Origin of the sequence: Bradyrhizobium cenepequi, assembly GCF_020329485.1 — a bacterium.
In the GTDB taxonomy this organism is placed as follows: domain Bacteria; phylum Pseudomonadota; class Alphaproteobacteria; order Rhizobiales; family Xanthobacteraceae; genus Bradyrhizobium; species Bradyrhizobium cenepequi.
In genome coordinates this window covers 133,464-148,043 of the sequence record NZ_JAGKJI010000010.1, presented here as the reverse complement: position 1 = coordinate 148,043, position 14,580 = coordinate 133,464, and the positions used below count along the sequence as shown (strand labels likewise).

General features: G+C 64.2%; 9 protein-coding genes. 6 read left to right on the top strand and 3 right to left on the bottom strand.

The genetic code is table 11. The features are described 5' to 3' along the window. The first annotated feature begins 1 nt into the window (after position 1). The 3 genes from pgl to J6497_RS14395 are packed head-to-tail and all read left to right on the top strand — an operon-like array spanning position 2 to position 2,071. Positions 2-745 (top strand): 6-phosphogluconolactonase, encoded by a 744-nt coding sequence (gene pgl, locus J6497_RS14405; protein WP_225704954.1) that lies wholly within the window; start codon positions 2-4, stop codon positions 743-745. 28 nt (positions 746-773) lie between these two features. Continuing rightward, the gene (locus J6497_RS14400) at positions 774-1,262 is read left to right on the top strand and encodes a gluconokinase (RefSeq protein WP_225704953.1); all 489 of its coding nucleotides are present in this window, start codon (positions 774-776) and stop codon (positions 1,260-1,262) included. Further along, positions 1,259-2,071: a Cof-type HAD-IIB family hydrolase gene (locus J6497_RS14395; protein WP_225704915.1), complete on the top strand. Its 813-nt coding sequence runs from the start codon at positions 1,259-1,261 to the stop codon at positions 2,069-2,071. The genes J6497_RS14400 and J6497_RS14395 overlap by 4 nt, the downstream gene beginning before the upstream one ends. Here the strand turns inward: J6497_RS14395 and J6497_RS14390 are convergent. From J6497_RS14390 to malQ, 3 genes are all read right to left on the bottom strand, one after another. Continuing rightward, complete coding sequence (locus J6497_RS14390) at positions 2,053-3,084, bottom strand: L,D-transpeptidase family protein (RefSeq protein ID WP_225704914.1); 1,032 nt, start codon at positions 3,082-3,084, stop codon at positions 2,053-2,055. The genes J6497_RS14395 and J6497_RS14390 overlap by 19 nt on opposite strands. Positions 3,085-3,162: 78 nt before the next feature. Continuing rightward, on the bottom strand, positions 3,163-4,968 hold the full coding sequence (locus J6497_RS14385) for a glycoside hydrolase family 15 protein (RefSeq protein ID WP_225704913.1): 1,806 nt from the start codon (positions 4,966-4,968) through the stop codon (positions 3,163-3,165). 19 nt (positions 4,969-4,987) lie between these two features. Next, positions 4,988-6,940: a 4-alpha-glucanotransferase gene (gene malQ, locus J6497_RS14380; protein WP_225704912.1), complete on the bottom strand. Its 1,953-nt coding sequence runs from the start codon at positions 6,938-6,940 to the stop codon at positions 4,988-4,990. Between the two features lie 200 nt (positions 6,941-7,140). Here malQ and J6497_RS14375 point away from each other — a divergent pair, with 200 nt between their 5' ends. Genes J6497_RS14375 through glgB form a run of 3 tightly spaced genes read left to right on the top strand, consistent with a single transcriptional unit; the run spans position 7,141 to position 14,577 of the window. Beyond that, a complete protein-coding gene (locus tag J6497_RS14375; RefSeq protein ID WP_225704911.1) occupies positions 7,141-9,108 on the top strand; it encodes an alpha-1,4-glucan--maltose-1-phosphate maltosyltransferase in 1,968 nt (655 codons plus the stop codon). 13 nt (positions 9,109-9,121) lie between these two features. Next, a complete protein-coding gene (gene treS / locus J6497_RS14370; RefSeq protein WP_225704910.1) occupies positions 9,122-12,433 on the top strand; it encodes a maltose alpha-D-glucosyltransferase in 3,312 nt (1,103 codons plus the stop codon). Further along, complete coding sequence (glgB, locus tag J6497_RS14365; protein ID WP_225704909.1) at positions 12,430-14,577, top strand: 1,4-alpha-glucan branching protein GlgB; 2,148 nt, start codon at positions 12,430-12,432, stop codon at positions 14,575-14,577. The genes treS and glgB overlap by 4 nt, the downstream gene beginning before the upstream one ends. Positions 14,578-14,580 lie beyond the last annotated feature (3 nt).

Sequence of the window (14,580 nt, the reverse complement as noted above, 5' to 3'; positions counted from 1 at the left end):
GATGGCCGCCGTCGGTCGCCGCCAGATCATCACCGTCGCCGATCCCGCGGCCCTGGCGAGGGCTGCCGCGGAGCGCGTGCAGGCGCGGATGGCCGCGAACGGCGGTCGGATCGCGATCTGCCTGACCGGCGGATCGAGCCCGAAAGCACTCTACCAGTTGCTCGCAACCGAACCTTACCGCGACAGGATCCCGTGGGACCGCGTGCACTGGTTCATCGGCGATGAGCGCTTCGTGCCGGTCGATGACCCCAGGAACAACATGGCGATGGCGCGCGGCGCGTTCCTGGATCGCCACGCGCCAGCTTCCCACATCCACCCGATCCCGACCGACGCCGCAAGTCCCGATGAAGCGACGGAACGCTATGCGCGTGAGCTGAAATCGTTCTACGGCGCGGAGGCGCTCGACGCCGCCCGTCCGCTGTTCGATCTGGTGCTGATGGGCATCGGGCCGGATGGACACACCGCCTCGCTGTTTCCCAACTACCCCGCGATCGAGGTGATCGACCGGTGGGTGGTCGGCGTCCCCAAGGCCAATGTCGAACCGTTCGTGCCGCGCGTCAGCCTGACCCTGCCGACGCTGTCCTGCTGTCGCGAAATGCTGTTCGAGGTCGCGGGCGAGGAGAAGCGCGCAATCCTGACCCGCGCCTTCGCCGGCGAGAACCTGCCGGCGAACCGCGTGCAATCCATCGGCGAAACGGTCTGGTTGATCGACGAGGCGGCGCGGCCGGAGAATTTTCGTGGCTGATTCGGCAACCCTCTGCGCCCTCGTCGTGATGGGCGTCTCCGGCTCGGGCAAGAGCACAATTGGCGAAGAGCTCGCGGAACGGCTAAGTTGGCGTTTCGAGGACGGCGACCGCTTTCACCCCGCAAGCAACGTCGAGAAAATGAGCGCAGGCCAGCCGCTCACCGATGACGACCGCCGTCCGTGGCTGCAGGCAATCGCCGACGAGATCGACCGCGTCTGCAAGGTAGGCCAGCGCATGGTAGTCGCCTGTTCGGCGCTGAAGCGTGCCTACCGCGAGATCCTCCTGCACGGACGGAATGACGTTCGCGTCGTTTTCCTCGACGGCAGCGAGGCTCTGATCGCGAGCCGGCTCGCCCAGCGCAAGGGCCACTTCATGCCGCCTGGCCTGCTGGCCAGCCAGTTCCAGACCTTGGAGCCGCCGGGGCCGAATGAACGTCCGATCATCGTCTCGATTGACACCACCGTCGAAGCCATAGTCGACGACGTCATCCGCCAAATGAAACAGGTCACCCCATGACCCGCATCGCCCTGGTTGTTTCCGACGTCGACGGTACGCTGCTGACCAAGGACAAGGTTTTGACCGAAGCCGCACGAGCAGCCACCCACAAGCTGCATGCGGCCGGCATCGGCTTCACCATCGTCTCCAGCCGTCCCTCGATCGGCATGGGGTTTTTGATCGAGCCGCTGTCGATCACGCTGCCGGTCGGCGCCTTCAACGGCAGCTCGATCATCGATCCGCAGCTTAGGCCCGTCGAGCAGCACCTGATCCCGTCTGCGACCACGCGGCGGAGCATCGAGCTGCTGCGCGAATTCGGCGTCGACATCTGGCTGTTCACCAACGACCGCTGGCTGACGGCCAATCCCGACGGCGAATATGTCGCTCACGAGCAGCACACCATCAGGCACGACCCGACCATCGCCACCGATTTCACGCCCTATCTCGACCAGGCCTGCAAGATCGTCGGCGCCTCTTCGGACGCCCCGCTGCTCGCGCGCTGCGAAGCCGCAATGCAGCAGGCGGTAGGCCACGAGGCGACTGCCGTGCGCTCGCAGACCTACTATCTCGACGTCACCCCGCCTGGCTACGACAAGGGCACCTTTGTCGAGGCGATGGCGAAACGGCTCGGCATTCCGACCGAGGCGGTGGCGACCATCGGCGACATGCGCAACGACCTGCCGATGTTCGCCAGGAGCGGCGTTCCGTTTGCGATGGGCAACGCCACCGATGAGGTCAAGAGCCAAGCCAAGTTCGTGACCGACAGCAACGAGCACGACGGCTTCGCCAAGGCGATCGAGATGATCCTGAACTACAACGAAACCGCTTGACGACGAGTGGGCCGCCGTTCGCTCTCACTGTTCTCCGCGCCTTCGATAAAATCCACTGGCGTCTCTTTCTTGACGCTCGTACCGAGCAGCGTCGCGTCCCAATTGGTCAGGCGGACGCAGCCATGGGATTCGGATTTGCTGATCTTCGAGGGGTCGGGCGCGCCATGGATCCCGTAGCCCTCCCCTGAAAGCCCGATCCAGTAGGAGCCGACCGGATTATTCGGACCGGGCTTGATGATGAACGCCTTCCTGGCGTGCACGCCCTTGAACTTGTAGGCCGGGTTGTAGCGGTAATACGGATTGGCGTCGGACGAGATCACCTTGAGCGTGCCGCTCGGCGTCGGCTTGTCCTCGCTGCCGACGGTTGCCGGAAAGAACGCGAGCAGCGCGCCGCTACCGTCGAACGCCTTGACAGTCTGCCGCGACTTGTCGACCTCGATCCGCGCCGCGCCCAGCTTGAGCTGCGGATCACGGCCGTTGACGACAAGAATGGTCTCGCCGGCCCGATCGAACTTCTTGCCGGGATTGAGCTGCGCGAGCAGCCTCTCGCTCATGTGGAACTTTTCCGCGAGCGCCTCGCGTGCGCTTTTGTAGCCGAGCGCGGGCAGCGATTTCATGGCCTCCAGCCGGGAGGGAATCCTTCTGACAAACGGTCCTTTCACATCCTTTTGGGAGATCGTGTAGCTCGTGATGATCTCGCCCTGGCTGGTCTCGTTCAGCTTGGCCCAGATCTCGGGGGTGAGCGTCTTTTGGAACGTCAGGCCTTTTGCTTCTGCGAACGCCCACAGCGCCTTCCGCGTATTCTCGGCGAGCTTGCCGTCGATCTCTCCGGGCGAGAACAGCGCGCGGTCGAGCAGGACCTGGGTCTTGATGATCGTCGCATCGGCCTTGTCTTCGTTCGCGGGGCGAGCCCGGTATCCGGCATTGTTGATCGCCGCGGCATCAAGGCCTGCCGCGAATGCTGGCCCAGACACCAAGCACGCAACCAAGGTTGCGGCGAACAGGCGAGCCATTCCCGATCCTCCAGTGAGATACTTGCAAACAATGATCGTTGAACCCGCCGGTTCCGTCGCGCGGGTCCAGGCAGCAGCCTATTTCGACCGCTGCACGGCCGGCTTCTCCGCCGCTCGCTTGGCGTCGCTGAGATTGTGTGCGGTGTTGATCAGCGCGATATGGGTCAGCGCTTGCGGGAAATTGCCGGTCTGACGGCGGGCGATCGCGTCATACTCTTCGGCGAGCAGGCCGAGGTCATTGGCAACCGCGATCACGCGATCGAACAGCGTTTGCGCCTTCTCGACCTCGCCCGCGAGCACATAGGCGTCGGCAAGCCAAAGCGTGCAGGCGAGGAAGGCGCCTTCAATCGGCTGCTTCTCCTCGGAGACCTCGCGCGGATCGTGCCGCATCACGAATCCATTACGCATCAGATATTGCTCGGTCGCAGCAAGCGTGCCGCGGATCCGCGAATCGGTCGGCGGCAAAAAGCCCACCGCCGGCAGCAGCAGGACACTGGCATCAAGCAGGTTCGAACCATAGGATTCGACGAACGAGTTGAGCTTGCGATCAAATCCCTTGGCGCAGACATCGCGGTGGATCGTCTCGCGCAGCACCCGCCATTTGTTGATGGGCGCCTCGAGGCCGAATTTCTGCGCACTCTTGATGCCACGATCGAAGGCCACCCACGTCATCACCTTCGAGAAGACATAGTGCTTGCCGGCGCCGCGACGCTCCCAGATGCCGTGGTCCGGACGGTCCCATGCTGCCGCAAGGTGCTCGAGCACGGCGCATTCCAGCGACCAGCTCGCATCGTCCAGCTGCAGCTTCGCCACGCGCGATTGGTGGAAGGCATCGATCAGTTCGCCGTAGACGTCGAGCTGCAGTTGCGCATGGGCCGCATTGCCGATGCGCACCGGCTTCGCCCCTTCATAACCCGGCAGCCAGCGCACTTCCCATTCGAGCAGCCGCCGCTGGCCCATGATGCCGTACATGATCTGCATGTTGGCCGGCGCTCCCGCGGCCGCGCGCAACAGCCAATTGTGCCAGGCGAGCGCCTCCTCGGTATAGCCCGAGTTCATCAGCGCCAGCAGCGTGAAGGTCGCGTCGCGCAGCCAGCAGTAGCGGTAGTCCCAGTTGCGCTGGCCGCCGAGCTTCTCTGGCAGCGAGGTCGTGGACGCGGCGACGATGCCGCCGGTCGGCGCGAAAGTCAGCGCCTTCAGCGTGATCAGCGAGCGCAGCACGAGGTTGCGGGCAAACCCCTCGTAGGTGCAGTGGCTCGACCATTCGGTCCAGAACGCCTCGGTGTCCAGTAACGCCTGCGCAGGATCGATCGGTCCCGGAATCGGCAGATGCGAGGGGCCATAAGTCATCACGAAGGGCACGGTCTCGCCTTCGCCGACCGTGAATTCGGCCATCGTGGTCAGGTCCTGACCACGGGTCTCCACCGGCGAGCGGAGCACGATCATGTCCTGCCCGCAGATCGCCAGCAGCGCCGATCCATCCTGGCTCCTCTTGACCCACGGAATATCGGCGCCGAAGCCGAAACGGATGATCAGCTCCATCCGCAGGCTGACGGTGCCCTTCACGCCGCGCACCAGCCGGACGACGTCGGAAGCATTGCCCCGCGGGGGCATGAAGTCGATCAGATCGACCACGCCGCCTGCCGTCTCGAACCGCGTCTCCAGGATCAGCGTGTTGTCGTGGTAACGGCGAGACGCCTTGACGATGGGCTCCGCCGGCCCGATCAGCCAGCGGCCATGCCTGTTATCGCCGAGCAGCGCCGCGAAACAGGCATCGCAATCGAACGCGGGCCAGCACAGCCAGTCGATGGACCCGTCACGACCGACCAGTGCCGCGGTCTCGCAATCGCCGATCAGTCCGTAATCTTCGATCCTGCAAGACACGTTGGCGACGGCTCCCCGTTCAGGCTTGCGCGCACGACCGCTCGTGGGTGGCGTTCTTCAGCGCTTCGACATCGATGGCGGAGGCAATGTGCTCGATCGACACCGGCAGCCGCCGCCGCCAGTTCGGATGTTCGTCGACGGTACCGGGGATGTTCGGCTGGTCGACCAGGCCGAGCAGGTCCTCCAGCGAGATCGTCAGCAGGCGGGACCTGGTCCGAGAGAGGAACGTGGCCACCGAATAGAGATCATGCCGGTCGATGCCATTCTGGCGCAGCACCTCGTGCAGCATGCTGAGCGCATGCCAGCGCGCCTCGTCGTTTTCACCCGGATCGATCCCGAGCGAACGCTTCAGCTTCAAATCGCTGAACGAGCGCCAGCCAGCATAGGTCGCGAGATCATGGGTGTTGAAGGTGACGAGCGCATTCGCGGCGTAATGGCCGGTGCCGCGAAATGCCCCGCTGCCGTCGCGCTCGAACATCATCACGAGATAGGACCAGATGCCCCAGTCGTTCATCTGCTCGCGGAAACCTTCCGGCACCGTGCCGAGATCCTCGCCGATCACGACGCAGCGATGCACCACGCTCTCCTGCGCGGTCGCGGCGAGCAGCGCCTCGAACGGCATCTGCACATACGCGCCGTTCTCCGGGCCGAAGCCGCGCGGCACGAGATAAAGCCGCTTCAAGCCGAGCACATGGTCGAGCCTGACAGCGCCGGCATGACGCATCGAGGCGCGCAGCATTTCCCGATACGGCTCGAAGGCGCGTATTTCGAGGCCGGCGGCGTTGAAGCCCGCAAGGCCCCAGTCCTGCCCGGCGGTATTGAGCGGGTCCGGCGGCGCGCCGACGCCGAGCAGGCGCGAGATCGCCACCTGCTCGTTCCAGGCATCGAAGCCGTCGGATTGCACGCCGACGGCAACATCGAGATAAAGCCCGACCCTCATGCCAAGCCGGTGCGCAAGCGCGCTGCACGCCGCGAGCTGCCGGTCCGCGTTCCATTGCACGAATTCGACGAATTCAATCTCGCCGAAATCGGCGCCCTTGCGGAGACGGCCGCACTTGCCGTCGTCCGGCCGTCGCCATTCCTCGGGCCATTCCCACCAGGGCCGATTGAACTTTTTCCGCAAGACCTCGAAGCAGGCGAAGCGCGACAACAGCGGCCCGCGCGCGGTCCGGAAGCGTTCGAAATCCTGCCGGCGCTCGAGTGTCGGACCGGCCTTGAAGTTGGCAAATGCCGAGCGCAACGCCTGCCATTTTGACGCCGCAACCGCGCGGTAGTCGACAATGTCCCCGGCGCGCAATTGCGCGAGCTTGTCATTCGCGCGAGGGTCGGCGCGGAATTCCGGCAACTTCTCGACGTCGACATAGAGCGCGTTGAGGAACAGCCGGCTGTTCGGCGAATAGGGGCTACAATCACCGGGGCGATCATCGAACAGCGCATGCAGCGGGTTAAGTCCGACACCACCGGCACCCAACTGATGGGCGAGTTCGATCAAGCCCCGCAAGTCGGTGAAATCGCCCATTCCCCAGTTGCGCGCGGAGCGTACGCTGTAGAGCTGAGCCGCCAGCAGCCAGCAGCGGTCGAAATCGCCGCCAAAGGCGCGTTGGGGTGCGACAATCAGCGGCAGCGCTTCGGTCGATCCGGCATCGTCGTTCAGGCGCAACTGATACACCCCGATCGGCAAATCCTGTGGCCAAGATATCGCCCGGTCGCGCGCCTCACCCTTCGCCATCATTTTGCCACTGGCCCAAATCGTCCATCGGACCGGCAACTTGGCGTCCGCCGAAAGCTCCGATGGCGCCGGACGGCCGAGCCGGACCACAACCGGCTGGTCGATGAACCGGCGCGGCTCGCGCGGCGGCAAGGCGTCGAGGATCGTTTGCAATGCAGCCGCGTCTGTCACACGGCGGTGGCCCTGACCGTCGATATATTCGGTCGTAATTCCAAGGTCTCTGGCTTTGGCGTAGAGGTCCATTCGGCACGCACTTTGCTAGCACCCCGGGGGCGCGGGTCACGAAATTATGTAGATGCAGGAAGGGGATAGATGATGTTTAACTCGCTGTCCTTCGAGCCGTTCCGCCGGAACCAATGTCCCGCGAGCGGCTTTCTATATCAGTCCGGAGCGTATCCTTCACGCAAAGGGGGCGTCATTTCCGTGTCAGTGGCGGCATCACCGTGAACAAAACCGCTCAAACTGTCGAGAGTGCCGCCGGCACTTTCCATATCGAGGATGTCTATCCGCTGATCGACGGCGGCCGCTTCCCCGTGAAACGCATCGTCGGGGAGCGCGTGGATGTCTGGGCCGACATCTACCGCGACGGGCACGACATCGTCGCCGCAGAACTGATCTGGCGCGGCGAGCTCGACCACGAATGGCGGCGCGAGCCGATGATCTTGCACGGCAATGACCGCTGGTTTGGTTCCTTCGTCCCCGACGCACCCGGCCGCTATTTTTACGCGATCGAGGCCTGGACCGACGAATTCGCCACCTGGCGCCACGGCTTTGACCTGAAGCAGAAGGCCGGCGCCGATGTGACGCTCGACGCCATCGAAGGCGCGGGCATGCTGACCAAGGCGCAGGGCGGTGGACGGGCGGCGGCGGCCGTCATCCTCAAGCAATGCGAAAACTACCTCCAGACCGGCGATCCGGCGCCGCTGCTCACGCCCGAATTGCAGGAAGCGATGGCTGAAAGCCAATCGCGGCCCGACCTGACGCGGTCACAGCTTTTCCCGTTCGTGGCCGACCGCCCGCGAGCGCGCTTCGGCTCGTGGTACGAGATGATCCCGCGCAGCCAGGGCAAGGTGCCGGGACAGCACGGCACCTTCCGTGACTGCATCGACCGCCTGCCTGATGTCGCTGCGATGGGGTTCGACGTCGTCTACTTCACGCCGATCCACCCGATCGGCAAGACGAACCGCAAGGGGCGCAACAATGCGGTGACCGCCAAGGAAGGCGATCCCGGCAGCCCTTACGCGATTGGCTCGGCCGAAGGCGGCCATGACGCCGTGCATCCGGAACTGGGGACGCTGCAGGATTTCCGCGCCTTCGTCCTGGCGTGCAAAGAGCACAACATGGAAGTCGCGCTCGACTTCGCGGTGCAATGTGCGCCGGACCATCCCTGGCTGAAGGAACATCCGCAATGGTTCAAGAAGCGCCCTGACGGCTCGATGCGCTATGCGGAGAATCCACCGAAGAAATATGAGGACATCGTCAACCCGGATTTCGGCTGCGAAGACGCGGGCTCGCTGTGGAACGCGCTGCGCGACGTGGTCCTGTTCTGGGTCGACCAGGGCGTGAAGATTTTCCGCGTCGACAATCCCCACACCAAACCGTTCCCGTTCTGGGAATGGCTGATCCATCAGGTGCAGTTGCACCATCCCGACGTGATCTTCCTCGCCGAGGCCTTCACGCGGCCGAAACTGATGAAGGGCCTGGCCAAGCTCGGCTTCACCCAGTCGTACACCTATTTCACCTGGCGAACCCAGCGCTGGGAGCTGGAGCAATACCTGATCGAGCTCACCGGCTATCCCGAGCGCGATTTCTACCGGCCGAATTTTTTCGTCAACACGCCCGACATCCTGCCCTTCCATCTGCAGGGCGGCGAACCCTGGATGTTCAAGTCCCGCGTGGCGCTGGCGGCGACGCTGTCCGGCACCTACGGCCTCTACAACGGCTTCGAGCTGCTGGAGCACGAGCCGATCCCCGGACGGGAGGAATATCTCGATTCCGAGAAATACGAGATCAAGGTGCGTGACTGGGACAAGCCCGGCAACATCAAGGCCTATATCCGCGACCTCAATCTGGCGCGCCGCGCCAACGCAGCGCTGCAGCAGACCAGCAATTTGCGTTTCCTGCCCATCGAGGACAGCAATGTGATCGGGTTCGTCAAGGAAGCCGTCGACGGAAGCAACTCCGTCGACGGAAGCAACACGGTTGCAGTCGCGATCGCGTTATCGCGCGACGTTCACGAATTCTGGCTGCCGCTTGGCGATGTCCAGACCGGCGCCGCAGACGATCGCCGCCATATCGCGGCGGTCGAGAACCTCATCACCGGCGAACGCTATGCACTCGACTGGGGCGGCATCCGGGTGCGGATTGATCCGATGCGCGATCCGGCGGTGCTGTTCCGCTGCCTGGCCTGAAGGGGACCGCGCCATGAACGTGCTTTCAGCGGTCGAGACGAAGGAACTGGTTGCCACCGAGACGGCGGACGAGCTCTGGTACAAGGACGCCATCATCTACCAGCTCCACGTCAAGGCCTTCGCCGACAGCAACAATGATGGCATCGGCGATTTCGCTGGGCTAACCGAGAAGCTTGGCTATCTGCAGGACCTCGGTGTCACCACGCTGTGGCTGTTGCCGTTCTATCCGTCCCCCGGGCGCGATGACGGCTACGACATCGCCGACTATGGCGACATCAATCCCGATTTCGGGACGATGAAGGACTTCAAACGCTTCATCCACGAGGCCAAGAAGCGCGGCCTGCGCGTCATCACCGAGCTCGTCATCAACCATACCTCCGACCAGCACGCCTGGTTCAAGCGCGCGCGCCGCAGCCATCCCGGCTCGAGCGCGCGCAACTGGTATGTCTGGAGCGACACCGACCAAAAATACCAGGGCACGCGGATCATCTTCACCGATACCGAGAAGTCGAACTGGACCTGGGACCCCGAAGCGGGCCAGTTCTACTGGCACCGCTTCTTCTCGCACCAGCCCGACCTGAACTTCGACAACCCGCGCGTGGTGCGCGCCATCATGCAGGTGATGAAGCGCTGGCTCGACACCGGGGTCGACGGGTTCCGGCTCGATGCCATCCCTTACCTCTGCGAGCGCGAAGGCACCACTAGCGAGAACCTGCCCGAGACGCACGCCATCATCAAACTGATACGGCGCGAGCTCGACGCCTATGCCAAGGGCAAGGTCCTGCTCGCAGAAGCCAATCAATGGCCGGAGGACGTGCAGGAATATTTCGGCCGCGAAGACGAATGCCAAATGGCGTATCACTTCCCGCTGATGCCGCGCATCTACATGGCGATCGCGCAGGAGGACCGCTTTCCGATCACCGACATCCTGCGCCAGACGCCCGACATCCCAGAAAGTTGCCAATGGGCGCTGTTCCTGCGCAACCATGATGAGCTGACGCTGGAAATGGTCACTGATGTCGAGCGCGACTATCTGTGGTCGACCTATGCCAACGATCCCCGCGCCCGCATCAATGTCGGCATTCGCCGCCGCCTCGCGCCGCTGATGGACAATGACCGGCGCAAGATCGAGCTGATGAATTCGCTTCTGCTCTCGTTCCCGGGCACGCCGATCATCTATTACGGCGACGAGATCGGGATGGGCGACAACATCTATCTCGGCGACCGTAACGGCGTCCGCACGCCGATGCAATGGAGCCCGGACCGCAACGGCGGCTTCTCCCGCGCCGATCCGGCGCGACTCTACGCGCCCATGATCATGGACCCCGTCTACGGCTATGAGGCCGTGAACGTGGAAGCGCAGTCGCGCAGCCTGTCATCGCTGCTCAGCGCCACCAAGCGGCTGATCGCGGTGCGGAAGTCGACGCTGGCCTTCGGCCGCGGCTCCATGACCTTCATCCGCCCTGAGAACCGCTCGGTGCTCGCCTATGTCAGGCAATATCAGGACGAGGTCATTCTCTGCGTCGCCAACCTGTCGCGCTCGGCGCAGGCGACCGAACTGGACCTTTCCGCCTTCAAGGGACGCATTCCCCTGGAGATGCTCGGCCGCACGCGCTTCCCGACGATCGGCGAACTGCCCTATATGATCACGCTGGCGCCGTATGGCTTCTACTGGTTCCAGCTCCAGGAGCCGGACAAGACCATCGCCGTGCCGCGGCGGGCGGTGCCGGAATTCGAAACGCTGGTCGTGCCGCTGAATTCGACCTGGGTGTCGCTGGCGCGCGCCCGCGGCGTGTTCGAGCGCGACGTGCTGCCGGGCCACCTGTCGCGAGCGCGCTGGTTCCCCGAGAGTTCGTCGAAAGCGATTCAGCCGCTGCTCGTCTCCGCGATTCCCTTCTGCGACATCGGCGACAACCGACCCTGGCTCGCTTTCTTCCAATGCATCCAGCGCGGCGTCACTTCACGCTACGTGCTGCCGATCCGGATCGAATGGCTGCGCTTCGACCGCGAGCGCTACAATCCGCGCGCACTCGCCGCGGTACGACAGGGCGCGCGCGAGGGTACGCTGCTCGACGTTGCGACCGACGAGATCTTCATCGCGCTGTTGCTGCGCAATCTGGCGCAGTCGCTCACGGTGGAGGACGAGGAGCTCGGCATCGCACTGCGCCTCGAATTCCGCCCGACCGGCCGCTTCACGGACAGGCCGATCAAGCAGCCCCAGCGCATCCGCGCGGTGGAGACCGAGCAGTCCAACAGCACGGCGCTGGTCGACGAGGATTACGTCGTCAAGATCTATCGCAGGCTCGAACCCGGCATCAATCCGGAGATCGAGATCGGGCGTTTCCTCACCGACGTCGCCGGCTTCGCCAACTCGCCCGCGCTGCTCGGCACGGTCGAGCTCATCGAGGGCGAGCAGCGCAGCGCGGTCGGCGTCGTTCACGCCTTTGTCACCAACCAGGGCGACGCATGGACCGTAAGCGCCGCCTATCTCGACCGTTTCGTCGATGAGCAGCGGCTGCTTGCAACCAACCATGAGACGAAGCAAGGCGAACAGCAGATCTCCTATCTGCGCTACATGGCGCAGACCGGAAAACGGGTCGCCGAGCTGCACATTGCGCTCGCGAGCAACCGCGACCTGCCCGAGTTCGTCCCGGAGCGGACCAGCCCGGAAGACGTGCAGCGCTGGACCGACGACATCATGGCCCGCGCCGACCGTGTCTTCGAGACGCTGACGCAGCGGCGGGATGCGCTGAAGGAGGCCGATCGGCCGCTGGTGGCGCAGTTTTTGGCTCAGCAGGATAGCCTGCCGGCCCGGCTGAAGGCGCTGCTGCCTGCGGACATCGACGGCCTCAACATCCGCCACCACGGCGATTTCCATCTCGGCCAGATGCTGATCGTCAAGGACGACATCTTCATCATCGATTTCGAGGGCGAGCCGCGGCGGAGCATCGCCGAACGGCGGCGCAAAGCACCGGCGGCGCGCGATGTCGCCGGCCTGGTGCGCTCGATTGACTACTCCGTCACCGCCGCGCTCGATCGGGCGCTGAAGGTCGCACCGGATGAACAAGGCAAGCTCGCGCTGGCGCTCGCCGATTGGCGCGATGGGACCAGCGCGACATTCCTGGCCGCCTATCGCGAGACCATGGCCGGCCAGCGCTTGTGGCCGGCCGATCCGGAGGCCGCCGAGCGGATGCTCAACTTCTTCCTGCTTGAGAAAGCATTCTACGAGATCGAATATGAGCTGGCGCACCGGCCCGACTGGCTGCGCGTCCCGCTCACCGGGATGCTCCGTATCCTGGCGCAACAACCGCATGAGGCGCAATGACCAGATTGCCTGCCGAAGCCTACGCGATCATCGAGGGGCGCCACTCCGATCCCTTCCGCTATCTCGGCCTGCACTCCGAGGGCGACCAGAGCGTCGTGCGCGCCTTCCTGCCTGAAGCGTCCAATGTCGAAGCGATCGGCGAGCACGGCGAGACCGCGCCGCTCGCGCGCATTCATGATGCCGGCCTGTTCGCCGGCGCGCTGCCGAACGGCTCGCGCCGCTACCAGCTCCGCGCCCGGTTCGGCGACAACGTCGTCGATCTCGACGACCCCTACCGCTTCCCGCCCGTCCTGAGCGATTTCGATCTCTATTTGCTCGGCGAAGGCACCCACCAGCGCATCTATGACAAGCTCGGCGCGCATCCGATGACGCTCGACGGCGTCGAGGGCATCGCCTTCGTGGTGCTGGCGCCGAACGCGCGGCGCGTCAGCGTGGTCGGCGATTTTAACTTCTGGGACGCACGGCGGCATCCGATGCGAGTGCGCGGCGTCGGCTATTGGGAACTGTTCATCCCGCATGCCCGCGCCGGCGACCATTACAAGTTTGACATCATCGGCCCCAACGGCCAGCATCTGCCGCTGAAGTCCGATCCGGTGGCGTTTGGCGCGGAGCTGCGCCCGAAGACCGCCTCGATCGTCGTCGACCTCGACAACATCCCGCATCCGCAGCCAGCACCATCAGGCATCAACGCGGTCAGCGCACCGATCTCGATCTACGAGGTCCATCTCGGCTCGTGGCGGCGCAAGGGCAGCAATGAGTGGCTGACCTATCGCGAGCTGGCCGAGCAGCTCCCCCCCTATGCACGGGACATGGGCTTCACCCATCTCGAATTCCTCCCCGTCAGCGAGCATCCATTCGACGGCTCCTGGGGGTATCAGCCGACCGGGCTGTTCGCGCCGACCAGCCGGTTCGGCTCGCCGGCCGACTTCGCCGCCCTCGTCGATGCCTGTCATCGCGAAGGGTTAGGGGTGCTGCTCGACTGGGTGCCCGGCCACTTCCCCGACGATCCGCACGGCCTCGGCCATTTCGACGGCACCGCGCTCTATGAGCACGCCAACCCGCTGCAGGGCCGCCATCTCGACTGGGGCACGCTGATCTACAATTACGGGCGCACCGAGATCACCAACTTCCTGGTCTCGAACGCGCTGTTCTGGCTCGACCGCTACCGCGTCGACGGCCTGCGCGTCGATGCGGTCGCCTCCATGCTCTATCTCGACTACAGCCGTCCTCCGGGCGGCTGGATCCCGAACAAATATGGCGGCCGCGAGAACCTGGAAGCAATCGACTTCCTGCGCCGCTTCAACACCGAGGTGTTCGGGCGCTTTCCGCAGGCGACGACCGCGGCGGAGGAATCGACCGCCTGGCCGCAGGTGTCCCGCCCGGTCGAGTTCGGCGGACTCGGCTTCGGCTACAAGTGGAACATGGGCTGGATGCACGACACCTTGCGCTACATCGGCAAGGAGCCGATTCACCGCAAATATCACCACGGCGACATCCTGTTCGGCCTGCACTACGCCTTCTCGGAGAACTTCATCCTGCCGCTCTCGCATGACGAGGTCGTGCACGGCAAACGCTCGATCCTGGGCCGCATGCCCGGCGACGACTGGCAGCGCTTCGCGAACTTGCGCGCCTATTACAGCTTCATGTTCGGCCATCCCGGCAAGAAGCTGCTGTTCATGGGCTGCGAGTTCGGCCAGGAGCGCGAGTGGGCCCACGAATATTCGCTCGACTGGCATCTGCTCGAGCAGCCGAAATATGCCGGCGTGCAGGCGCTCATGCGCGACCTCAACCGGCTTTATCGCGCGCTGCCGGCGCTGCATGAGCTGGATTGCGATCCGGCCGGCTTCGAATGGGTCATCACCGATGACGCCGACCACAACATGTTCGCCTGGATCCGCAAAGGCAACGATGCGCGTTCGCGCTGCCTGGTGGTGCTGAACTTCTCGCCGAACGTCTACCACAACTATCGCGTCCGCGTGCCCTTTGCCGGGAAATGGCGTGAGGTGCTGAATTCAGACTCGTCGCACTATGGCGGCAGCAATGTCGGCAATATCGGTGAGGTGGTCACGCATGAAGGGCTCGTGCCCGAGCTCAGCCTGACCATTCCGCCGCTGGCTGCGATCTTCCTCGTACCTGAAAGCTGACCT

Bases quoted from the DNA above. Each gene is read 5' to 3' on its own strand.
- J6497_RS14400 (WP_225704953.1), top strand. From the start codon at position 774: ATGGGCGTCTCCGGCTCGGGCAAGAGCACAATTGGCGAAGAGCTCGCG.
- malQ (WP_225704912.1), bottom strand. From the start codon at position 6,940: ATGGACCTCTACGCCAAAGCCAGAGACCTTGGAATTACGACCGAATAT.
- J6497_RS14390 (WP_225704914.1), bottom strand. From the start codon at position 3,084: ATGGCTCGCCTGTTCGCCGCAACCTTGGTTGCGTGCTTGGTGTCTGGG.
- treS (WP_225704910.1), top strand. From the start codon at position 9,122: ATGAACGTGCTTTCAGCGGTCGAGACGAAGGAACTGGTTGCCACCGAG.
- glgB (WP_225704909.1), top strand. From the start codon at position 12,430: ATGACCAGATTGCCTGCCGAAGCCTACGCGATCATCGAGGGGCGCCAC.
- pgl (WP_225704954.1), top strand. From the start codon at position 2: ATGGCCGCCGTCGGTCGCCGCCAGATCATCACCGTCGCCGATCCCGCG.
- J6497_RS14395 (WP_225704915.1), top strand. From the start codon at position 1,259: ATGACCCGCATCGCCCTGGTTGTTTCCGACGTCGACGGTACGCTGCTG.